The sequence below is a fragment of the Sinorhizobium sp. CCBAU 05631 genome, assembly GCF_002288505.1.
GTDB lineage: Bacteria > Pseudomonadota > Alphaproteobacteria > Rhizobiales > Rhizobiaceae > Sinorhizobium > Sinorhizobium fredii_C.
On sequence record NZ_CP023063.1, the window covers coordinates 3,360,959 to 3,382,958 of the forward strand.

At 64.7% G+C, this 22,000-nt stretch carries 23 protein-coding genes; 7 read left to right on the forward strand and 16 right to left on the reverse strand.

Annotation, left to right across the window (positions count from 1 at the left end):
• Window positions 1–61 precede the first annotated feature (61 nt).
• From sucD to sdhC, 10 genes are all read right to left on the reverse strand, one after another.
• Window positions 62–970 (reverse strand): succinate--CoA ligase subunit alpha, encoded by a 909-nt coding sequence (gene sucD / locus SS05631_RS16405; protein WP_037417771.1) that lies wholly within the window; start codon window positions 968–970, stop codon window positions 62–64.
• A 17-nt stretch (window positions 971–987) separates the two neighbouring features.
• The gene (gene sucC / locus SS05631_RS16410) at window positions 988–2,181 is read right to left on the reverse strand and encodes an ADP-forming succinate--CoA ligase subunit beta (RefSeq protein WP_037417773.1); all 1,194 of its coding nucleotides are present in this window, start codon (window positions 2,179–2,181) and stop codon (window positions 988–990) included.
• A gap of 113 nt (window positions 2,182–2,294) precedes the next feature.
• Window positions 2,295–3,260, reverse strand: a complete 966-nt coding sequence (gene mdh / locus SS05631_RS16415) for a malate dehydrogenase (protein WP_037417774.1) — start codon at window positions 3,258–3,260, stop codon at window positions 2,295–2,297.
• Window positions 3,261–3,439: 179 nt separating this feature from the next.
• Entirely contained in the window at window positions 3,440–4,594 is a 1,155-nt protein-coding gene (gene zapE / locus SS05631_RS16420; RefSeq protein WP_037417776.1) for a cell division protein ZapE, read from the reverse strand.
• A gap of 115 nt (window positions 4,595–4,709) precedes the next feature.
• Complete coding sequence (locus SS05631_RS16425; protein WP_037389823.1) at window positions 4,710–5,246, reverse strand: protease inhibitor Inh/omp19 family protein; 537 nt, start codon at window positions 5,244–5,246, stop codon at window positions 4,710–4,712.
• A gap of 138 nt (window positions 5,247–5,384) precedes the next feature.
• Window positions 5,385–5,984, reverse strand: a complete 600-nt coding sequence (gene msrA, locus SS05631_RS16430) for a peptide-methionine (S)-S-oxide reductase MsrA (RefSeq protein ID WP_037417779.1) — start codon at window positions 5,982–5,984, stop codon at window positions 5,385–5,387.
• Window positions 5,985–6,129: 145 nt separating this feature from the next.
• Window positions 6,130–6,909, reverse strand: a complete 780-nt coding sequence (locus tag SS05631_RS16435) for a succinate dehydrogenase iron-sulfur subunit (protein ID WP_037417782.1) — start codon at window positions 6,907–6,909, stop codon at window positions 6,130–6,132.
• Window positions 6,910–6,927: 18 nt separating this feature from the next.
• Window positions 6,928–8,769 (reverse strand): succinate dehydrogenase flavoprotein subunit, encoded by a 1,842-nt coding sequence (sdhA, locus tag SS05631_RS16440; protein WP_037417784.1) that lies wholly within the window; start codon window positions 8,767–8,769, stop codon window positions 6,928–6,930.
• Between the two features lie 6 nt (window positions 8,770–8,775).
• Window positions 8,776–9,156 carry a succinate dehydrogenase, hydrophobic membrane anchor protein gene (gene sdhD, locus SS05631_RS16445; protein WP_037417785.1) on the reverse strand — a complete coding sequence of 127 codons (381 nt, stop codon included), beginning with the start codon at window positions 9,154–9,156 and terminating at the stop codon, window positions 8,776–8,778.
• A gap of 13 nt (window positions 9,157–9,169) precedes the next feature.
• Complete coding sequence (gene sdhC / locus SS05631_RS16450) at window positions 9,170–9,562, reverse strand: succinate dehydrogenase, cytochrome b556 subunit (RefSeq protein WP_037417786.1); 393 nt, start codon at window positions 9,560–9,562, stop codon at window positions 9,170–9,172.
• Window positions 9,563–9,865: 303 nt separating this feature from the next.
• On the opposite strand from sdhC, the gene SS05631_RS16455 reads away from it, so the two are divergent.
• The gene (locus SS05631_RS16455; protein ID WP_037417787.1) at window positions 9,866–10,513 is read left to right on the forward strand and encodes a hypothetical protein; all 648 of its coding nucleotides are present in this window, start codon (window positions 9,866–9,868) and stop codon (window positions 10,511–10,513) included.
• Window positions 10,514–10,802: 289 nt separating this feature from the next.
• Here SS05631_RS16455 and SS05631_RS16460 read toward each other — a convergent pair whose 3' ends face one another.
• The 5 genes from SS05631_RS16460 to tsaD are packed head-to-tail and all read right to left on the reverse strand — an operon-like array spanning window position 10,803 to window position 14,375.
• Window positions 10,803–11,471, reverse strand: coding sequence for a methyltransferase (locus tag SS05631_RS16460; RefSeq protein ID WP_037417788.1), 669 nt, complete (start codon window positions 11,469–11,471; stop codon window positions 10,803–10,805).
• 35 nt (window positions 11,472–11,506) lie between these two features.
• Window positions 11,507–11,938 carry an EVE domain-containing protein gene (locus SS05631_RS16465; protein WP_037417789.1) on the reverse strand — a complete coding sequence of 144 codons (432 nt, stop codon included), beginning with the start codon at window positions 11,936–11,938 and terminating at the stop codon, window positions 11,507–11,509.
• Window positions 11,939–11,945: 7 nt separating this feature from the next.
• Window positions 11,946–12,239 carry a YciI-like protein gene (locus SS05631_RS16470; protein WP_037417790.1) on the reverse strand — a complete coding sequence of 98 codons (294 nt, stop codon included), beginning with the start codon at window positions 12,237–12,239 and terminating at the stop codon, window positions 11,946–11,948.
• A gap of 29 nt (window positions 12,240–12,268) precedes the next feature.
• Complete coding sequence (locus SS05631_RS16475) at window positions 12,269–13,270, reverse strand: NAD(P)H-dependent glycerol-3-phosphate dehydrogenase (RefSeq protein WP_037417791.1); 1,002 nt, start codon at window positions 13,268–13,270, stop codon at window positions 12,269–12,271.
• A 10-nt stretch (window positions 13,271–13,280) separates the two neighbouring features.
• Window positions 13,281–14,375, reverse strand: coding sequence for a tRNA (adenosine(37)-N6)-threonylcarbamoyltransferase complex transferase subunit TsaD (gene tsaD / locus SS05631_RS16480; RefSeq protein WP_037417793.1), 1,095 nt, complete (start codon window positions 14,373–14,375; stop codon window positions 13,281–13,283).
• Window positions 14,376–14,550: 175 nt separating this feature from the next.
• Here tsaD and hemC point away from each other — a divergent pair, with 175 nt between their 5' ends.
• The 6 genes from hemC to SS05631_RS16510 all read left to right on the forward strand — a co-directional run bounded on the left by hemC (window position 14,551) and on the right by SS05631_RS16510 (window position 20,564).
• Window positions 14,551–15,480: a hydroxymethylbilane synthase gene (gene hemC / locus SS05631_RS16485; RefSeq protein WP_037417795.1), complete on the forward strand. Its 930-nt coding sequence runs from the start codon at window positions 14,551–14,553 to the stop codon at window positions 15,478–15,480.
• Between the two features lie 3 nt (window positions 15,481–15,483).
• Window positions 15,484–16,194 (forward strand): uroporphyrinogen-III synthase, encoded by a 711-nt coding sequence (locus SS05631_RS16490; protein WP_037417797.1) that lies wholly within the window; start codon window positions 15,484–15,486, stop codon window positions 16,192–16,194.
• A 161-nt stretch (window positions 16,195–16,355) separates the two neighbouring features.
• Window positions 16,356–17,636, forward strand: a complete 1,281-nt coding sequence (locus SS05631_RS16495; protein WP_037417799.1) for a COG4223 family protein — start codon at window positions 16,356–16,358, stop codon at window positions 17,634–17,636.
• 19 nt (window positions 17,637–17,655) lie between these two features.
• Complete coding sequence (locus SS05631_RS16500) at window positions 17,656–19,281, forward strand: heme biosynthesis protein HemY (protein ID WP_037417801.1); 1,626 nt, start codon at window positions 17,656–17,658, stop codon at window positions 19,279–19,281.
• A gap of 30 nt (window positions 19,282–19,311) precedes the next feature.
• Entirely contained in the window at window positions 19,312–19,797 is a 486-nt protein-coding gene (locus SS05631_RS16505) for a TerB family tellurite resistance protein (protein ID WP_037417803.1), read from the forward strand.
• Between the two features lie 2 nt (window positions 19,798–19,799).
• Window positions 19,800–20,564 carry a glutamine amidotransferase gene (locus SS05631_RS16510; RefSeq protein ID WP_037417808.1) on the forward strand — a complete coding sequence of 255 codons (765 nt, stop codon included), beginning with the start codon at window positions 19,800–19,802 and terminating at the stop codon, window positions 20,562–20,564.
• Between the two features lie 146 nt (window positions 20,565–20,710).
• Here the strand turns inward: SS05631_RS16510 and SS05631_RS16515 are convergent, their stop codons facing one another.
• The gene (locus SS05631_RS16515; protein WP_037417810.1) at window positions 20,711–21,958 is read right to left on the reverse strand and encodes an MFS transporter; all 1,248 of its coding nucleotides are present in this window, start codon (window positions 21,956–21,958) and stop codon (window positions 20,711–20,713) included.
• Window positions 21,959–22,000 lie beyond the last annotated feature (42 nt).

Genomic DNA, 22,000 nt, shown 5'->3' on the forward strand with positions numbered 1-22,000 from the left:
CCAAGGAAACACGCGGGCCGCAGGCTGCCCGGGCCGAATCGCCCCGACCCGGGCAGAAGTCTTACGATCGGCCCTTGAGGACTTCGACCAGCGTCTTGCCGAGACGGGCCGGCGACGGCGACACGCGGATGCCTGCCTGCTCCATCGCAGCGATCTTGGATTCCGCATCGCCTTTGCCGCCGGAAACGACGGCGCCGGCGTGGCCCATGGTACGACCCTTCGGCGCGGTACGGCCCGCGATGAAGCCGGCCATCGGCTTCTTGCGGCCCTTTTTGGCCTCGTCGATGAGGAACTGCGCGGCATCCTCTTCGGCCGAGCCGCCGATTTCGCCGATCATGATGATCGAGGTCGTGGCTTCGTCCGCCAGGAACATCTCGAGCACATCGATGAACTCCGTGCCCTTGACCGGGTCGCCGCCGATGCCGACGGCCGTCGTCTGGCCGAGGCTCTCGTTGGAGGTCTGGAACACGGCTTCATAGGTCAGCGTGCCGGAGCGCGAGACGATGCCGACCGAGCCCTTGCGGAAGATCGAGCCCGGCATGATGCCGATCTTGCATTCTTCCGGCGTCAGGATGCCGGGGCAGTTCGGGCCGAGCAGGCGCGACTTGGAGCGGTCGAGGCGAGCCTTGACGCGCACCATGTCGGCAACCGGGATGCCCTCGGTAATGCAGGTGATGAACGGGATTTCCGCATCAATCGCCTCGATGATCGCGTCCGCGGCGCCTGCCGGCGGAACATAGATCACGGATGCGTCCGCACCGGTCTTTTCACGGCCTTCGGCAACCGAGGTGAAGATCGGCAGGGTTTCGCCCTTGGAGCCGGTCCAGGTTTCGCCGCCCTTCTTCGGGTGAATGCCGCCGACCATCTGCGTGCCGTAATAGGCAAGCGCCTGTTCGGTATGGAAGGTGCCGGTCTTGCCGGTCAGGCCCTGAACGAGGACCTTGGTGTTCTTATTGACGAGAATCGACATGAGGTCTGGTCCTTCAGTTAGCCGTTGATCGCAGCGACGATCTTCTTGGCAGCGTCATCCAGATCGTCGGCGGCGGTGATCGCCAGGCCGGATTCGTTCAGGATCTTCTTGCCAAGCTCGACATTCGTGCCTTCGAGACGAACAACCAGCGGAACCTTGAGGCCGACTTCCTGCACGGCCGCAACGACACCTTCAGCGATGACATCGCACTTCATGATGCCGCCGAAGATGTTGACGAGGATGCCCTCGACCTTCGGGTCGGCCGTGATGATCTTGAAGGCTGCCGCGACCTTCTCCTTGCCGGCGCCACCGCCGACGTCGCAGAAGTTCGCCGGCTCCTTGCCGTAAAGCTTGATGATGTCCATCGTCGCCATGGCGAGACCCGCGCCGTTGACCATGCAGCCGATGTTGCCGTCGAGCGCGACATAGGCGAGATCCCACTTGGAGGCCTCGATTTCCTTGGCGTCTTCTTCGGTTTCGTCGCGCAGCGCCTTGATGTCGTCGTGGCGGAACAGGGCGTTGCCGTCGAAAGAGACCTTGGCATCGAGAACGCGCATGCGGCCGTTCTTCATGACGATCAGCGGGTTGATCTCGAGCAGGCTCATGTCCTTCTCGACAAAGGCCTTGTAAAGGATCGGGAAGAGCTTTTCGGCGTCAGCCTTGGCTTCGCCTTCGAGCTTCAGGGCCGAGGTGAGCTTGGCGAGATCGGCGGCGGTGACGCCAGCTTCCGGGTTGATCGCGACGTTGACGATCTTTTCCGGCGTGTCGTGCGCAACAGCCTCGATGTCCATGCCGCCTTCCGTCGAAACGACGAAGGCGATCTGGCCGACCGAGCGGTCGACGAGCAGCGAAAGATAGAGTTCGCGATCGATGTCGGCGCCGTCCTCGATGTAGAGGCGGTTCACCTGCTTGCCGGCAGCACCGGTCTGCGCAGTGACGAGCGTGTTGCCGATCATTTCCTTGGCATGAGCCTTGGCTTCATCGACCGAGAAGGCGAGACGCACGCCGCCCTTGGCGTCGGCGGAAAGTTCCTTGAACTTGCCCTTGCCGCGACCGCCGGCATGGATCTGGCTCTTGACCACGTAAAGCGGGCCCGGGAGCGACTTGGCAGCGGCCTCAGCCTCGTCGGCGGAGAAGATCGCGACACCTTCCGCGACCGGCGCGCCATAGCTCTTCAGGAGAGCCTTGGCCTGATACTCATGAATGTTCATGGTTGTTTTCCTGTCTGGGAGCATTGTGCGGGCAGGTGGGGCACCTACGCACCAATGCGGCAAAAACAAAGAGGAGGCCGAGCGGATCTGGATGTCCGCCCGACGTGAGGCGATTATTGCTTCAGGCTGGGCGCGATGCCGATGCAGGCTTCGCAAAGCCCGGCGACGGCGGCGACCGACTTGTCGAAGGCTTCCTTCTCGCCCTTGTTGAGGTCGATCTCGATGATGCGCTCGACGCCGCCGGCGCCGATGACCGTCGGCACGCCGACATACATGTCCTTGACGCCGTACTGGCCGGATAGATGCGCCGCGCAGGGGAGCACGCGCTTCTTGTCCTTGAGGTAGGCTTCGGCCATTTCGATCGCGGAAGCGGCCGGAGCGTAATAGGCCGAGCCGGTCTTCAGAAGGCCGACGATCTCAGCGCCGCCGTCACGGGTGCGCTGGATGATTTCTTCCAGACGGTCCTTGGTGACCCAGCCCATCTGCACGAGGTCGGTCAGCGGAATGCCGGCAACGGTCGAATAGCGGGCGAGCGGCACCATCGTGTCGCCATGGCCGCCGAGAACGAAGGCGGTGATATCCTGAACCGAAACGTTGAATTCCTGGGCAAGGAAGAGCCGGAAGCGCGAGGAGTCGAGCACGCCGGCCATGCCGACGACCTTGTTCTTCGGCAGCTCGGAGAACTTTTGCAGCGCCCAGACCATGGCGTCGAGCGGGTTGGTGATGCAGATGACGAAGGCGTTCGGAGCATATTTCTTGATGCCGGCGCCGACCTGTTCCATGACCTTCAGGTTGATGCCGAGCAGGTCGTCGCGGCTCATGCCGGGCTTGCGCGGAACGCCGGCGGTGACGATGCAGACGTCGGCACCTTCGATCGCCGCATAGTCGCTTGCGCCCGTCAGGGATGCGTCGAAACCTTCGACCGGCGAGGACTGGGCGATGTCGAGGCCCTTACCCTGGGGGATGCCGTCGGCGATATCGAACAGAACGATGTCACCCAATTCTTTCAGGCCGGCGAGATGCGCCAGCGTGCCACCAATCATCCCTGAACCAATAAGTGCGATCTTGTTGCGCGCCATGAAAGTGCTTCCTTTGTGATCCATGATCGAGGCCTGAAACGCGGCAAACGCCAAACCCTCGCGGAAAGCCCTTAAACGGCAAATGGCAAAATATCAATCCATAGTTTCTGATAGAGCAAATTCAATCGGTTAGATCAAAAAATTCTTACGTAAAGGTAAGATTGTCAGTCATCGTTACGTCATGGAAAGGCCGTGTTTTCAGTATGTTGCGCGGCATATTCCTCGCTTTGCATCTCGATCAGACGGGAAACCGTCCGGTCGAATTCGAAGCCTTCAATGCCCTTCTTGGCGATCAGCAGCCGTTCCGGTTCGGCAGCGGCGGAGGCGAAGAGACGGGCGCCCTGGTCGTAGAGCGCGTCGACGAGCATGATGAAGCGCTTCGTCTCGTTGCGCATATGCGGCCCGAGATGCGGAACGTGGTCGAGGAAGATCGTCCTGTAGTGCGAGAGGATGGCAAGATAGTCGGCCGCGCCGAGCGGCTGGGCGCAGAGATCGGCAAAGGTGAAGCGGGCACAGTCGCCGACCGCATCCGGCACGCGGATCATCCGCCCCTTCCGGCCGATCTCCGCCGGCCCGGCGGGCGCGCCGTTGGTCGCGACATACCAGGCGCGATCCATCGCGGCTTCCGCTTCCGGTCCGAGCGGCGACAGCCAGACGGGATTTCCGTCCGTCTTGCGCAGGCGATAGTCGGTGTCCGTGTCGAGCGAAATGAGTTCCGCATGGGCCTTCAGGAGATCGATGAAAGGCAGAAACAGCCCGCGGTTGAGCCCGTCGCGATAAAGCTCGGAAGGCTCCACGTTCGAGGTCGCGACGAGCACGCAGCCCTTTGCGAAGAGTTCGCCGAAGAGGCGTCCGAGGATCATCGCATCGGCAATGTCGGTCACCGAGAATTCGTCGAAACACAGGAGCCGCGCCTCGGCAAAGAGCTCGGAAGCGACCGGCGGGATCGGATCGGCCTGCTTGGTCTCGCCGTTCTTCAGCCTCTGCCGGTGCTTGTAGATGCGCTCGTGCACATCCGCCATGAACTCGTGGAAATGGGCGCGCCGCTTGCGCTGTATCGGCACCGCGTCGAAGAACATGTCCATCAGCATGGTCTTGCCGCGGCCGACGCCGCCATGGATGTAGAGACCCTTGACCGGCGCCTGGTCCTTCTTGCGGGCCGCGAACAGCCAGCCGAGCGCGTTCGCCTTGCGCGACGGCCGGCTGGCCATGAGCTCCGCGGTCAGATGGTCGAGCCGTCTTGCGATTGCAAATTGCGCCGGGTCACGCTGCCGCTCTCCGCCCGCAACGAGCGCTTCGAGTCTGTGGAGAATACTGTCGTCAGGATTGAGCACGGTGCACCTGGATAGACCAGGGGCTGTTTTGGGAGGTGAGACTTAAGGCTGCAGGCGGAAGCCCCACCCCGACGACAGGCCGTCTCGAGGTCCGGAAAGCCGGACCGAGAATAGGTCAGCGGCTGAGGCTGACCGGCTGGCCGCCATTGGTCGAGCCGTCGAAGCGCGAATCGGCGGTCTTGTAGAGGCGGGCGATCGGATTGCCGCTGCGATCCTTGAGCACGACCTGCTTACCGGCCACTTCCCACGATCCCATCGCCGTCAGTTCGCCGGCGCAGCCGCGCGTGCCGCCGCGCGAGCCGCTGCCGAGATTGGTCAGCGTCAGGAACATGTCGCAGGAACTGCCGGCGCTCGAAACGCGCCAGTTGCCGACCATGGATTCCTTCGTCACGTCGAGGGCGTTGGTGGCGGCGGCCACCTGCGTGCCCGCGGGCGCGCCGGCCGGGGTGCCTGTCGGAGCGCTAGGGAATTGCGAGGTGCTCGTCGTCGGATCGGGCAGCTGGCCCGCCGAGACCGACGGCACCGGCTGCGCTTGCAGGGGAGCAGGCGCGGCAGAAACATCCTGGGAACCGAAGCCGCCAAAGGATGTCCGCTGGCATCCGGTCAGCGCAAGCACAATAACAAGCCCCGCCGCCGCATGAAAAACCCGCATGTCTTTACCCCCTATATTGTCCTCGAACGATGATGCAATGCGATAATAAAGGCCGAATTACAGCAAATCCACCCGTGAGATCAAGGCACCACGTTTCGGCCTTGGCTGTTGCACGATGGAAACGCTTGCGGCGAAAGCTTAATGGCTGACGCCGGCATAGGCCCGCTCACCCCAAAGGGCCTCGACCGCCCGGTTGCGGCCGCAGCCATTGCGGTAATACCAGTAGCGGATCGGATTCCGCGTCGCGAAATCCTGGTGGTAGTCTTCGGCCGGCCAGAACTTCGCGGGGCCCTCGACGGGCGTCACGATCGGCCTGCCGAGTTCCGCCTCGGCCTTGATTTTCTCGGCCTTCGCCTGCATCGCCTGCTGCTCATCGAGCGCGTAGATCGCCGTCGAATAGGAGAAGCCGCGATCACAGAACTGGCCGCCGCCATCGGTCGGGTCGGTCGTGCGGAACAGCACGCCGACGAGTTCCGCATAGGAGACCTTGTCGGGATCGAACTTGATCCGCACCACCTCGCGGTGGCCGCCCTTCGCATAATCTTGATAGGTCGGATTTTCGCTCCTGCCGCCGGCATAGCCGGAAATCGTCTCGACAACGCCCGGCACGTCATCGAAATCGCTCTCGACGCACCAGAAACAGCCGCCGGCGAGGATCGCATGTTGCGGCTCGGCTGCTCGCGCCGACGGCAGGAGACAGCTTACGGCAAGTGCGACAAGCAGGCGAGCGAGAAGCATCAGCGACCCTCCACCCTCTAATACCTATGCGCCTCGCGGCGGCTTTCAATTCACTTACCGACACGTCGATGCGAGAGTTGTGAAAAGCAAGACGGCGGGCCCTCTGCCCGCCGTCCAATTTCGATGATTTTGAGCCCGGGACGCTTTAGAACCGCCGCTCGACCAGCATCTTCTTGATCTCGCCGATCGCCCTGGCCGGATTCAGCCCCTTGGGACAGGCTTGGGCGCAGTTCATGATCGTGTGACAGCGGTAAAGACGGAAAGGATCCTCGAGATTGTCGAGCCGCTCGCCGGTCGCCTCGTCTCTGGAGTCGATCAGCCAACGATAGGCCTGCAAGAGAACGGCGGGACCGAGATAGCGGTCGCCGTTCCACCAGTAGCTCGGACAGGAGGTCGAGCAGCAGGCGCAGAGGATGCACTCGTAGAGCCCGTCGAGCTTCTGGCGGTCCTCGTGGCTCTGCCGCCATTCCTTGGCAGGCGTCGGTGACACTGTCTTCAGCCAGGGCTCGATCGAGCGGTGCTGGGCGTAGAAATTGGTGAGATCCGGCACCAGGTCCTTGACCACCGGCATGTGCGGTAGCGGGTAGATCTTCACCGTGCCCTTGATCTCCTCCATGCCCTTGGTGCAGGCGAGCGTGTTAGTGCCGTCGATATTCATCGCACAGGAGCCGCAGATACCCTCGCGGCAGGAGCGCCGCAGCGTCAGCGTCGGATCGATCTTGTTCTTGATGTACAGCAGCCCGTCCAGGACCATCGGGCCGCAGTCGTCGATGTCGATGTAATAGGTGTCGATGCGCGGGTTCTTGCCGTCGTCCGGGTTCCAGCGATAGACGCGGTACTCGCGCAGATTGGTTGCGCCGACCGGCTTCGGCCAGACCTTGCCTTCATTAACCTGCGAGTTCTTCGGGAGAGCGAGTTCAACCATGTGCCTTAGTCCTCGAGATCAGTATACCCGCGCCTTCGGCTCGATCTTTTTCGGATCGATGCCGTCGGCGATCAGCTCGGTGTGCACCGGACGATACTCGAGCCGGACGTCGCCGGCGTCGTTGACCCAGGCCAGCGTATGCTTGCGCCAGTTCATGTCGTCGCGGCCGCCGAGCGGACCATCCTTGTAGTCCTCGCGGGCGTGTGCGCCGCGGCTTTCCTTGCGCGCTTCGGCGCCGTAGACCGTGGTGATAGCGTTCGCCATCAGGTTCTCGAGCTCTAGCGTCTCGACGAGATCGGAATTCCAGATCATCGAGCGGTCGGTGACCTTGATGTCGGAAAGTTCCTTCCAGATTTCCGATAGCCGCCGGCAGCCGGATTCGAGCGATTCCTGGGTACGGAAGACGGCCGCGTCTTCCTGCATGGCGCGCTGCATCTTGTCGCGCAGCACCGCCGTCGGCGTACCGCCTTTGGCATGGCGCAGCCGGTCGAAGCGCTCGACGATGCGATCGCAGGCGGCCGCATCAAGCGCCGGGATCGATTCCTGGCGGTCGATGATCTGGCCGGCGCGGATCGCCGCGGCGCGGCCGAAGACGACGAGGTCGATCAACGAGTTGGAGCCCAGCCGGTTGGCGCCATGCACGGAGGCGCAGCCGGCTTCCCCGACCGCCATCAGGCCGGGCGCGATGCGCCCGGGGTTCTGAGCGTCGGCGTTCAGCACCTCGCCCCAGTAGTTGGTCGGGATGCCGCCCATGTTGTAGTGAACGGTCGGCAGCACCGGGATCGGCTCGCGGGTGACGTCGACGCCGGCGAAGATCTTCGCCGATTCCGAGATGCCCGGCAGCCGCTCGTGCAGCACCGCCGGATCGAGATGGTCGAGGTGCAGGAAGATGTGATCCTTGTTCTTGCCGACGCCGCGGCCTTCGCGGATTTCCAGCGTCATGCAGCGCGAGACGACGTCGCGCGAGGCGAGGTCCTTGGCCGACGGAGCGTAACGCTCCATGAAGCGCTCGCCTTCCGAGTTGACGAGATAGCCGCCCTCGCCGCGCGCCCCTTCGGTGATCAGACAGCCCGAACCGTAGATGCCGGTCGGGTGGAACTGCACGAACTCCATGTCCTGCAGCGGCAGGCCGGCGCGGGCGATCATGCCGCCGCCGTCGCCGGTGCAGGTGTGCGCCGAGGTCGCCGAGAAATAGGCGCGGCCGTAACCGCCGGTCGCCAACACCACCATCTTCGCGGCGAAGCGATGGATGGTGCCGTCGTCCAGATTCCAGGCGACGACGCCGGTGCAGCGGCCGTCCTCGGCCATGATCAGGTCCATGGCGAAATATTCGATGAAGAATTCGGCGTTGTTCCTGAGCGACTGGCCGTAGAGCGTGTGCAGGATCGCATGGCCGGTGCGGTCGGCGACTGCGCAGGTCCGCTGCACCGGGGGACCTTCGCCATAATTCTGCATATGGCCGCCGAACGGCCGCTGATAGATCTTGCCTTCCTCGTTGCGCGAGAACGGCACTCCGTAGTGCTCGAGCTCGTAGACCGCCTTCGGCGCCTCCATGGTCAGGTACTGCATGGCGTCGACGTCGCCGAGCCAATCGGAGCCCTTGACGGTGTCGTAGAGATGCCACTGCCAGCTGTCCGGCGTCATGTTCTGCAGCGAGGCGGCGATGCCGCCCTGTGCTGCAACCGTGTGGGAGCGCGTCGGGAAGACCTTGGTGATGCAGGCGGTCTTGAGGCCCTGTTCGGCCATGCCGAGGGTGGCGCGCAGGCCCGCCCCGCCGGCGCCGACGACGACGACGTCGAAGGCGTGATCGACATATTGATAGGCTTTGCCGCTTGCAGCCGGTGAACTGATCGATGCCATGGCGAGTTATCCTGCGAAAGCGATCTTCAGGATGGCGAAAAGACAGAGCCCGCCGATCAGGATCGCAAAGAATGTATTGAGCATGAGAAGCGCAATCTTGACGCCCTCCGCATGAACATAATCCTCGATAATGACCTGCATGCCGATCCGCATGTGGATGAGCGCCGAGGTCACGACGAGACCTAGGATCACCGCGACGAAGGGATTGGAGAGCGCCGCGAGGAGCTCTGCATGCGGCGCGCCGGCGTAGCGGGCGACGAAGAAAACGAAGAAGATCAACAGCGGAATGTTGGAAACGGCCGTCAGGCGCTGGCGCCAGAAGTGGTCCGTGCCTTCCTTGGCCGAGCCGAGGCCGCGAACCTTGCCGAGGGGTGTGCGCATATCCATGGTGTTTCCCCTGTCAGCGAAGCAGAGAAGCGATGATCCAGATGACGAGCGTCAGCGTCACCGATCCGGCGAGCGTCGCCTTGGCCATCTTCGTCGCGAAGTGCTTTTCGTAGCCGTAGCCGAGGTCCCAGACGAGATGGCGCAGGCCGCCCAGCATGTGGTGCATCAGCGCCCAGGTGTAGCCGAACAGCACGAGCTTGCCGATCAGCGTGCCGAACAGCCAGTTCACCCAATCGTAATAGGCCGCACCCGAGGCGGCGGCGATCAACCACCAGGCCACTAGGACCGTGCCGAAATACAGTGCGCCGCCGGTGATGCGGTGCATGATCGACATGACCATGGTGGGAATTGGTTTGTAGATTTGAAGATGCGGCGAGAGCGGCCGGCTTCTTGTGACATCCGTCATCGGAACCTCACGAAATGACCGGATTTCTCGCCCTTTAACTAGACTTATAATCCGGTATCGCACCCGATTGTGCGCAATTCAGTCATTCGGACCTTTAATCACCATATTGCTTAACGACAAGTATGTTTGCAGTGCAAAATAAATAAAATCGATTAGACGAAAAGCGGCATTTTCCGGTCTGCCGGAGACATCCCGCCGTTAACGATAAGGCCGGAAAAAGCCAATCAAATTCGTGACATTTGGCAGCGCTTACATCAGGATGCGGTTAAGAGTTCGTTAACCGCATCCGAGGGGCATGGCAGAATGAATCTGTTGCGCGCGGTCCACGCGACCAAAGTTCTACTCCTGGCCCTGGCCTTGGCAATCCCCGCCGGCCTGCCTGCGAGCGCCGGGAGCGACAGGGGCCTCCAGGACGTGGAGACGCGCGTGCGGCATGTCCGGCTCAAGGATCGCCCGCCGCACCGCGCCTGGCGCAAGGCGCGGCACCTCCGCCATTTCGCCGGCCATCGGCGCCACCGCTCCGTCAATTCCAGCATCGATGATTTCTCGTCCTTCGAGACGGGCGGCCTCCGCGACGTTCAGACCCGCACCCGCCATGTCCGACGCAAGCACTGGCCCCCGCACTTCGTGCGGCGTGATCGCAATCGAGGCCCCTGGATCGTCATTGACGGAAGGGGCTACGGCGTCGGCCGCTATAGCGGCGACATCGACGGCGGCTATGATTTCCCCTCCGATATCCCCGGCCTCGGCACCTATGCCGGCAATCTTTCAGCCTATGAGGATGTGGGCACCGGCATCTATTTCAGCCAGACCGGCAGCTATTCCTATGTCGCCGGGGATAACCTTGAGGCCGCCCCGCCGGCCGAGCGCCCGAAAATCATCGTCGTCTCGCCGCAGACCAATGCCAGCGCCTGCGCCTGGGAGCACGGTGTGTGTGTCGTCCGGCCGTAGAGCGATGTGAAGGGTAGGAAAGCGCCAAAATCAGGAAGCGGTGCTAATACCCCCTCTGCCCTGCCGGGCATCTCCCCCACAAGGAGGAGATTGGCAAGCGGCGATGTCTCGCCCGATCAGCGCCGTTGCGGGTTTACGGCCGGAGTCGGCAACTTCGGCGGAGCGGCGGGGCAGCATCTGTGCTTCTGGCTGATCTCCCTCCTTGTGGGGGAGATGCCCGGCAGGGCAGAGGGGGGTGAATCCCGGTCGCCCGCGACGACTACCGCGCGCGCTGACGGTAAGGATCCAATCACGCTCCAACGTTCGTGTCGGCGGCCCCAAACCGCCAAACCGTGGTCCGCTTCACCTCGCTGTCCTCGAGCGCCCTGGTGACCGGCACCTCATAGGTCGCAAGCGCCGCCAGCCGCTCGCGCGGGCAATAGGCGCGGCCCGGATCACCGACGATAACCGCGGCACCGGCGCTCCCGAGCGCCTCGAACCAAGGCTGCAGCAGATCGGCAAAGCCCTTGTCGTAAAAGACGTCGCCGGCGAGATAGACGTCGGCCTCACACTCGCGGCCGATGATGTCCTCGCCGAGAAACCTCACTTCAACGCCATTCAGATCCGCATTGAGCCGCACGGCCGTTTCGGCCCAGGGATCGATATCAACGGCGAGAACCTCGGCGGCGCCGGCCAGCATGGCGGCAATCGCCACGAGACCGGAGCCGGAGGCGAAATCGACGACGCGGCGGCCGCGCACCACCTCCGGATGATCGAGGACATAGCGGGCGAGACCCTGCCCGCCCGCCCAGGCAAAGGCCCAGAAGGGCGGCGGCAGGCCGATCGCCTCCAGTTCCTCCTCGGTCTTCAGCCACAGGTCATGCGCTTCGCTCGCCAGATGCAGCCGGATCTCCGGTACATGCGGCGGCGAGAGAATGCCGGTATTGGCGCGGATGAAGCTTTCCGGATCCGTTTTCAAGATTGGAGACTCGGGGGGGCGTGCGCCGAGAGCAATTACTTCGGCGGGTTGTCGAGCCCACCCATGCGGCAGACCTCGATCCACTCGTCCTCGGTCACCGGCTGGACGGAGAGGCGCATCGAGGTCACCAGCGACATCTTGGCGAGTTTCGGGTTTTCCTTGATTTCCTTCAAGGAGACCGGACGTGGCATGTCGATCACGGCGCGGATGTCGACGCAGTCCCAGCGGGCATCGCCGTCAGCGGTGGAGTCCGGATGCGAAAGGGCGCAGACCTCGGTGATGCCGACGATCTCCAGCCCCTCGTTGGAATGATAGAAGAAGCCCTTGTCGCCGATTTTCATCGCCCGCATGTTGTTGCGCGCCAGATAGTTGCGCACGCCCGTCCATTCGGTGCCCTTCTCGCCGGCATCCTTCTGCATCTGCCAGGACCATTTGTTGGGTTCGGATTTATAGAGCCAGTGGGCCATCGCTCCCTCACGCGTCCGGATTGTTGAAGACCCAGTTGTAGGCCTTGATCTCGACATTGGCGAAGAGGCCCGCCTTGGCATAGGGATCGGCCGCGGCGATCTCCTCAGCTTCTTCGATCGTCTCGGCCTTGACGATCACCAGGCTTCCCGTCGGCTTGCCGTCGGCGCCGAGAAAGGGGCCGGCGATTTTCAGGACGCCCTTCGCGTTGAGGTCGTTGAGATAGGCGAGATGGTCGGGCCGCGTGTCGAGCCTCAATTGCAGGGCGCCCGGCTTATCCGTGCAGAGCAGTGCGAAGAGCATGGTTCCTCCTATGAGAATGCGCGGGCCGGTCACTCCTGGGTGATCGGCCGCGACATCAATTGTTCGAGAGCAGTGCGCACATCGAGCCTGCCGTCGATGATGGCGGCGACGGCTTCGGTGATCGGCATCTCGATGCCGAGGTCCTGTGCCACGCGCCCCGCCACCGACGCGGCAAAGGCGCCCTCGACGAGCTCGCCGCCGCTGCCGTCGGCACGGCCGTTCTTGCCGAGTGCTATGCCGAAGCGCAGGTTGCGGGACTGGTGGCTGGTCGCCGTCAGCACCAGGTCGCCGAGGCCCGACAGGCCGCGCACCGTATCGGCCTCGCCGCCGCGTGCGGCGATGAAGCGCGACATTTCCGCAAGGCCGCGGGAGATCAGCGCCGCGCGGGCGGAATCGCCGAGGCCCGCCCCTTCGACGATGCCGCAGGCAATCGCCAGCACGTTCTTGAGCGCGCCGCCGAGCTGGACGCCGATGCGGTCGGTCGACGGGTAGAGCCGGAAGGTCGGTCCGGACAGTGCTTCGGCCAGTTGCGTCGCAATTGCCATGTCGGGAGCGGCGACGACCATCGCCGTCGGCAGGCCTTTGGCGATGTCGGCGGCGAAGCCTGGCCCGGAAAGGACGCCGATCCTGTGGCCCGGCAATTCGTCTGCAAGCAACTCGGTCAGCAGCCGGCCGGTCGATTGCTCCATGCCCTTGGCGCAGGTGACGATCGTCGCATCGGCGCCGATCGCCGCGCCGTAGGTCTGCGCCGCGGTCCTGTGTTCCTGCGACGGCATGGCAAAGAGCACGATATCGGCTCCCGCCAGCGCCGCGGCATCGGCGGAAAAGCCAAGCCCAGCGGGAAGCGCGATGCCCGGCAAAGCCCTTTCGTTGCGGCCGGTCAGACGGCATTCCGCCGCCACTTCCTCGCGGCGCGAAAGCAGCGTCACGTCCGCATTGGCCTTTGCCGCCGCAACAGCCGCAAGGGCCGTGCCGAAGGCGCCCGCGCCGACGACGGCGATCTTTGGCACGATCGTTTGGTTAGCACTCATCTTCTGTCCGTCATGCCTTGGCGCCGCGTTTTCCGGAGCCGATCAAAGCCCGGGCCTCGCTGTCGAGCGGCCAGCGCGAACGTGGCGCGACATCGAGCCCGTCGGCCGGCAGCCCCGCCGCCAGCCGCTCGGCGCCTGCCCAGGCGATCATCGCCGCATTGTCCGTGCAAAGCTGAAGCGGCGGCGCGACGAAGCGGAAGCCGTGCGTGTCGCAGAGCGCCTGCAGCGTTTGCCGGAGCGTCTGGTTGGCGGCCACGCCCCCGGCAACGACCAGCGCCGGCCGATCGACCGATGGATATTCGCCCTTGAACCGCTTCAGCCCGCGGCCGACGCGATCCTTCAGCGTCCGCGCAATGGCCCGCTGGAACGAGGCGCAGATGTCGGCGATATCCTGTTCGGTGACCGGCTCCAGCGATTGCGCTGCCTGCCGCACCGCCGTCTTCAGGCCGGAAAAGGAGAAGTCGAGCCGGGCATCGCCGACGAGCGGCCGGGGGAAGTCGAAGCGCTCGGGATTGCCGTTTCGGGCCGCCCGTTCCACCGCAGGCCCGCCCGGATAGGGAAGGCCGAGCAGCTTCGCCGTCTTGTCGAAGGCCTCGCCGAGCGCGTCGTCGATGGTCGTGCCCCAGCGCTCGTAGTCGCCGACGCCCTTGACCAGAATCAGTTGCGTGTGGCCGCCCGAGACGATCAGCATCAGATAGGGAAAGGCAAGTCCGTCCGTCAGCCGCGCCGTCAGCGCGTGGCCTTCGAGATGGTTGATGGCGTAGAGCGGCTTGCCGGTCGCCCGGGCGATCGCCTTGCCGGTCATCAGCCCGACGATCAGGCCGCCGATCAGGCCGGGACCGCTCGTCGCAGCGATCGCGTCGATGTCCGTGAGCGTCACCCCGGCCCGCAGCAACGCTTCCTCGATCAGCGCATCGAGCGCCTCGACATGGGCGCGCGCGGCGATCTCCGGCACGACGCCGCCATAGGCGCTGTGCTCTTCAAGCTGGCTCAGCACCACGTCGCCAAGAATCCGGCCGCCGCCCTCCTCGTCGCGCAGCACGACGGAAGCCGCGGTTTCGTCGCAGCTTGTCTCAATCCCGAGGATGCGCAAGGGCGGGGACATGACGTGGTATACTCAAAGATTGCGGTCACCCATAAAGGTGGGTACACGGAACTCCTACAGCGCAGTGCGTCTTTCAGAGGCACAAAGGACGCTGTAACGCTTTGAAGTGCTGCATGGTTTTTCCTCAGATCGTTTCCGATCGAAGGAAACCTGCAGTAACAACGGATGGCCAAGGATGCAAACAAAACCTTTCCGCATCGGCACGCGCGGCAGCCCGCTGGCGCTCGCCCAGACTCATGAGACGCGCGACCGCCTGGCCGCCGCCCATGGCCTGCCGCCGGAAATGTTCGAAGTCGTCGTGCTGTCGACGAAGGGCGATCGCATCACCGACCGGCCGCTCGCCGAGATCGGCGGCAAGGGCCTGTTCACCGAGGAGCTCGAGCAGCAGCTTCTGTCTGGCGATCTCGACTTCGCCGTCCATTCGTCGAAGGACATGCCTACGAAGCTGCCCGACGGGCTGTGTCTCTCCGCCTTCCTGCCGCGCGAGGATATCCGCGATGCCTTCGTCGGGCGAACAGCCCCGAAGCTTGTGGATCTGCCCGAGGGCGCCACCGTCGGCTCGTCGTCGCTGCGCCGCCAGGCGCTGATCCGGCGACTGAGGCCCGACATCAACGTCATCACCTATCGCGGCCAGGTCGAGACGCGGCTGCGCAAGCTCACCGAAGGCCAGGTCGACGGCACGCTGCTCGCCTATGCCGGGCTGAAGCGGCTCGGCATGACCGACGTGCCGACCGAACTGCTCGATCCTGAGGCGTTTCCGCCGGCCCCGGCCCAGGGCGCGATCTGCATCGAAAGCCGCGTCGGCGACGACCGGGTAAATACGCTGCTTGCCGCAATCGACGACGCGCGCACCCATGAGGCGGTCGCCTGCGAGCGCGGCTTCCTGGCGTCGCTCGACGGCTCCTGCCGCACGCCGATTGCCGGCTACGCGCAGTCGGACGGCGCCCATATCCGCTTCTTTGGCATGATCCTGACGCCCGACGGCGCCACCTCGCATCGCGTCGAAATCGACGGCAAGGCTGCGGGGGCGGCGGAACTTGGGCGCAAGGCCGGCGAACAGATCCGTGCCAAGGCCGGACCGGGGTTCTTTTCGAGCTGGACCTGACCGATGCGCGTGCTCGTCACCCGTCCTCGCCCGGCAGCCGAACGAACGGCGCTGAAGCTCGAAGCGATGGGACACCAGCCCACCGTCCTGCCGCTGATTCAGGCGCAGCATTTTGTCGCCGCGCTCCGCACCGGCTTCGAGCGGCCCCATGACGCGATTGCCGTGACCAGCGCCGAGGCGATCCGTGTTCTGGCCGAGCTCGGTCCCGCACTTCAAGCGCATCTATCGACGCCGCTTTTCGCCGTCGGTGCGGCGACGGCGGCCGTCGCCACCGATCTCGGCTTCACTGACGTCCGGGTCGGCGTGGGAACCGGCGAAGCGCTGGCGGAAACGGTTGCCGGCTTTCTTGGCCCCGGAACCGGATCTCTGCTTTATTTCGCCGGCTTGCCGCGCGCCGATGGCTTCGAACATTCGCTTCGTCAGCGGGCGATCGATCACGTGACCGTCGAATGCTACCGCATGATTCCTGTCGACCATCCGCTGGAAACGCTGCCGGCCCTCACCCGCTCCGGCCCGTTCGACGCGGTGCTGCTCTACTCACGCGAAACGGCTCGGCGGCTTGCCGCGCTGATGCGCGACAGCGGCGTTGATTGCGCCGACTTTTCCACACGTTACCTCTGCCTCAGCGCCACTGTCAAAGAGGCGCTGCCCAGCGGCGCTGCAGCAGAAGTGGCACCTGCGCCCGACGAGGAAAGCCTGCTGAAGATCCTTTGAGGCGGGATCAGCAAAGGCAGCGACGATTTTCCGCTGGCTTCCCGCCGTCGGTCAGCTCATCTAAGCCAAATGCCGCAAAAACGAGGCCCGGGGACTTTCCCTGTTGCGCTTCCCTGACTAGGTTTGGCTTTCAGAGCCCGACAGAACGGTAAGAGGTCACTATGGTATCGGAGAAGCCGCCGCGCCGCTCGCAACCGGAAAAGGAACCGCTGACGATCGACCTGGAGGCGGAGAGAACCGTCACCGAAGAGACGGAATCGATCGCCAGCCGGGAGCCGGTGACCGACGAGCCGGCGGAGATCTCGGCGACAACGGCCCCGGACGCGACCGGACCTGCGGCGGACGACGTCGAAGCGGAGAAGGCCGTAGAAGAAGAGGCCGAACGGAAAGCGGAAACCGAGGAGGAACGCGCCAACGCGGCTGCCGCCGCTTTCGACGAGGAGCCCCCGCATCTGAGCAGCGGCGCGACAGCCGAACCGAAGAGAAGGCAGGGGACGAGCGCCGGGGCGCTTGCCGCCGGCATCCTTGGCGGCCTCGTCGCGCTTCTCGGCGCCGGCGTCTTGCAATATGCCGGCTATGTACCGGCACCGGGGCCGGATCGCGGCAACGGATCGGTCGAGCAGAACCTGACGGGTGAAATCGAGGCGATCAAGGCCGAGCTCCGGTCGCGGCCGACGGCCGCGGCAGAGGCGGTCGACCTCGCTCCGCTGGAAAGCCGCCTCGCCGCGCTGGAACAGGCGGCCCCCTCGGCGGCGAACGCACCCGATGTGACGGCGCTCCAGGCCGAGGTCGCCAACCTGACCAAGGAAATCGCTGCGCTGAAAACCGATCTCGCCGACGCCCGGCAATCGGCGGACACCGCCAAGGCCGAACTCGCCGGCCGCATCGACCAGGCCGAGCAAAAGCTTAATGAGCCGGTGAACGACATCGAAATGGCCAAAGCGGTCGCCGTCACCGCGCTGAAGACCGCAATCGATCGCGGCGGGCCGTTCCTCGCCGAACTCGACGCGTTGCGCAGCATCGCGCCTGAAGACGCTGCGGTGAAAGCGCTTGCCGAGGACGCCAAGACCGGCGTCGCCACACGGACGGATCTGCGTGAGGCGTTTCCGGCAACGGCGACCGCAATGCTCGACGCCCTGCACCAGCCGGACCCGAACGAAGGCATTTTTGCCCGGCTCATCTCGAGCGCCATGTCCGGCATTCGCGTCCGGCCGGTCGGCAGCGTCGAGGGAGACACGCCGGAGGCGATGATCGCCCGCATCGAAGATAAGCTCAACAATGGCGACCTCAAGGGCGCTTCGCTCGAATGGGAAGGCCTTCCTGACGCGGCGAAAGCGGCGGGCCAGAATTTCAAAGAGAAGCTCGACCGGCGACTGCGCGTCGAAACCGCTATCGGTGCGGCCGTGGCGGCGACCATGACGCGAAACGGCACCCAAGGCTAAGGGGAGGAAACAAGACTAGATGGTCCGGATATTGTTCTTCATCCTGCTCGTCCTTGCGCTCGCACTCGGCTTTGCCTGGCTGGCGGATCGGCCGGGAGAGCTGTCGCTGATCTGGCAGGGCCAGCGCATCGAAATGAGCCTGATGCGCGCCGCCACCATCCTGATCTCGGTCGTCGCCGCGATCCTGATCGTCCTTTGGCTGATCCGCACGATCTGGCTGTCGCCCTATACGGTGACGCGCTACTTCCGCGCCCGCAAGCGCGATCGCGGCTACCAGGCGCTCTCGACCGGCCTGATCGCAGCGGGCGCCGGCGACGCCGCGCTGGCGCGCAAGATGGCCAGCCGCGCGCGCGGCCTGATCCGCGTCGACCAGGAGCCGCTCATCCACCTCTTGGAGGCGCAGACGGCGCTGATCGAAGGCAAATATGACGATGCGCGCAAGAAGTTCGAGCTGATGGCGGACGACGAGGAGACACGCGAGCTTGGTCTGCGCGGGCTCTATCTCGAAGCCAAGCGGCTGGGTGCCAACGAGGCCGCCCGCCAATATGCCGAACGGGCTGCCGAAAAGGCGCCGCACCTTTCCTGGGCGACACTTGCGACCCTCGACCAGCGCAGCCAGGCGGGCGAGTGGGACGAGGCAATTCACCTTCTCGACCAGAGCCGCGCCGCCAATGTTCTCGACAAGAAGGAAGCGAACCGCAAGAAGGCCGTGCTGCTCACCGCCCGGGCCACGAGCAAGCTGGAGGCCGATCCGAAGGCCGCCCGCGACGACGCGCTCGCCGCACTGAAGCTCGACGATCGGCTGGTGCCGGCGGCGCTCGTCGCCGCCAAGGCGCTGTTTCGCGAGGACAATCTGCGCAAGGGCGCTTCTGTCCTCGAAAAGATCTGGAAGCAGGAACCGCATCCGGACGTGGCCCGGCTTTACGTCCGGGCGCGCGGCGGCGATTCCGCCGTCGACCGGCTGAAGCGCGCCAAAAGGCTGGAAACGCTCCGCGGCAACAATGCCGTCAGCCTGGCAACGGTCGCCGATGCAGCTCTTGAGGCACGCGAACTGGCGCTTGCCCGGGAGAAGGCCGAAGCCGCCGTCCGGCTGGCACCGAGCGAGAGCATCTTCCTGCTGCTTGCCGACATCGAAGAGGCCGACACCGGCGACGAGGGCCGCATCCGCCACTGGATGGCGCAGGCGCTCAGAAGCCCGCGCGACCCGGCCTGGACCGCCGATGGCGTGACCTCGCCGACCTGGCTGCCGGTCTCGCCGGTCAGCGGCCGGCTCGACGCCTTCGAATGGAAGGCACCCCCGTCGCCGCTTGCCGGCCCCACCGAGGACGGTCGCCTCAGCCCCGACGATGCCATCCGCAGCCTGCCTCCGGTAGCACCCGACCAGCCGGCGATCGCGCCGGCGGCCCCGGCTGCGATCAAGCCTGAAGCAGGCCCTCCCGTGCTGGAAGCGGAACCCCCGTCGCCGACACCTGCCCCGATAAAGGTGCCCGAGCGGAAAGAACCCTTGGTTCCGCCCACCAAGAGCGAGGAAGCCGCTGCCGCGGACGAGGAGGCCGCACCGTTCTTCGGGCGTCCGCCGGACGATCCCGGCGTGCGCGAGCGGGTGGTGGAAGAAGGCAGCAAGGCCACCTTCCGGCTGTTCTGAGTTCTGGTTTCAAGGGTTGCGGGCATAGGCATGTTTGAACGGTTTCGAGGGTTTCTCGAAGAACTGACGGGTACGGGTGCGCGAATCGACAAGGACGATCCGCGCGTGGCGGTCATCGGGCTCTGTTTTCAGGTGATGGAGGCGGACGGCGCCATCCGTTCGTCGGAACGCCGCACGTTGCGCAAGATCATCAAGGAGCACTACAGGCTCGACGATGCTGCGCTCAACGCGCTGGTCGCGGCCGGCGAAACCGCCGAAAGCGAGGCGATCGACTTCTACCGCTTCACTTCCGAGATCAAGCGCCACCTCTCCGAGGACCAGCGCATCGAACTCGTCGGCATGCTGTGGGACATCGTCTATGCCGACGGCGCACGCAGCGAAATGGAAGATCACGCAATCTGGCGGATCGCCGATCTCCTTGGCGTCTCCGGGCGCGACCGGGTCTTGAAACGGCGGGAGGCAGCGGCCAAGATCGACATGGTTGAGGAGGAGAACGAGGCACAACAGGAAAGCTGACGATGCCGCGAGAAGCTTGCGACGCCAACAGACCGATCCTCGTCGTCCTCCACCAGGAGCGGTCGAGCGCAGGCCGCGTCGGCCATATTCTCGAGCAGAAGGGCTTTTCCCTCGATATCCGCCGCCCGGCGCTTGGCGACGAGCTGCCGCCAACGCTCGAGGGTCATTCGGGTACGATCATCTTCGGCGGGCCGATGAGCGCCAATGACGAGGAGGAATTCGTTCGCCGCGAGATCGATTGGCTGTCGGTGCCGCTCCTCGAAAACAAGCCCTATCTCGGCATCTGCCTTGGCGCCCAGATGCTCGCCCGCAATCTCGGCGGCAAGGTCGCCCCCCATCACGAGGGCATGACCGAAATCGGCTGGTATCCGCTTGAGGCCACCGAGGCCGGCAAGGCGCTGCTCGACTGGCCGGCCATGGTCTACCACTTCCACCGCGAAGGCTTCGATCTGCCGAAGGGTGCCGAACTGCTGGCGACCGGCGACACCTATCCGAACCAGGCCTTTCGCTACGGCGAGAACGCCTGGGGCATCCAGTTCCACGGCGAACTGACGCGCGCGATGATGCATCGCTGGGTCGTGCACGGCGCCCACCGCTTCGTGCTGCCCGGCGCCCAATTGGGCAAGGCGCATCTCGAAGGCCGGATGATCCACGACCACCCCTTGCGCACCTGGATGGAGAATTTTCTCGAGCTGATCTTTTTGCGCGGCGAAACAGCGGCGGGACCTCGTGTGCCCGATGATGAATGCCCCTCTCCTCGGGTTTAACCCGAGGACTAACCCTCTCCCCGTTTTGACGGGGAGAGGGGACTTGGGCCGGCGCGGCGTCGCCCCTTCTCCCCGTCAACACGGGGAGAAGGTCGCGGCAGCGGGATGAGGGGCCGTTTCTGGCATTTTCGCGGCGCCGGCCGAAATTATGCAGTCGAGCGCCTCTCCGGCACGTCGAGCCTGTCGATCCTGCGCAATTGCGGGAAACCGGTCGCCCAGATGAGCGACACCAGCAGCGTGCCGAGCCCGCCGAAGACGACGGCAAAGACGGCGCCGAAGCCGGCCGCCATAGTGCCGGCGCGAAACTCGCCAAGCTCGTTGGAGGCGCCGACAAATACCGCGTTGACGGCATTCACCCGGCCGCGCAGCTCGTCCGGCGTCCAGAGCGCGATCAGGCTTTCGCGCACATAGACCGAAATCATGTCCGCCGCACCCATGACGACGAGCGCGGCGATCGATATCCACGGCGTCGCCGACAGGCCGAAGACGATCGTGGCTAGGCCGAAGAGCGCCACGCCGACGAACATGGAGAGACCTGCCCGATTGCAGATCGGGTGGGCGGCGAGCCAGATGGCCATGCCGACGGCGCCGACGCCCGGGGCAGCGCGCAACAGGCCCAGCCCCCATGGGCCGAGCACCAGAATATCGCGCGCGAAAACCGGCATCAGCGCCACCGCGCCGCCGAGCAGCACCGCGAAGAGGTCGAGCGAGATCGCCCCGAGCACGACCTTCTCGGCCTTGATGTAGCGGAAGCCGGCGGTGATCGTCTGCCAGTTCTGCGCCGAGGCGGGCGAGCGCTGGGCGGGCTTCGGCACGGCAAACACCATCAGCGCCGCAGCCGCGAAGAAGCAGAGGCTGACGGTATAGGGCACCATCGGGCCCAGGCCGTAGATCAGGCCACCCGCCACGGGTCCGACGATCGTCGCCGTCTGCCAGGAGCTCGAATTCCAGGCAATCGCATTCGGCAGATCCTCGACCGGCACGAGATTGGGCGCCAGCGATTGCGCGGCCGGCGTCAGAAAGGCCCGCTCGATGCCGAAGACGATGAGGATCGCATAGACCGGCCAGGGCGCGAACAAGCCGGTGACCGTCAGCACCAGCAAGGCCGCGGCGCAGAGCGTGCCGACGAGCATGCAGAGCCCCATTATGACGCGGCGATTGTAGCGATCCGCCACGCTGCCGGTGACGAGGATGAGGAGAAGCGACGGCAGGAACTGGAAAAGGCCGATCAGGCCAAGCGCGAAAGGATCCCGCGTCAGGTCGTAAATCTGCCAGCCGACCGAGACCGACATGATCTGCACGGCGAAATAGGCAAGGAAGCGCGAGACGAAATAGCGTCGGTAGCCGACATGCCGGAAGGCGGCGAAACGGTGCGCAGTGTGGACGGCCGACATGGCGGAAGCACTCTCCGGGGATAATAACGCCCCGCATCGTTA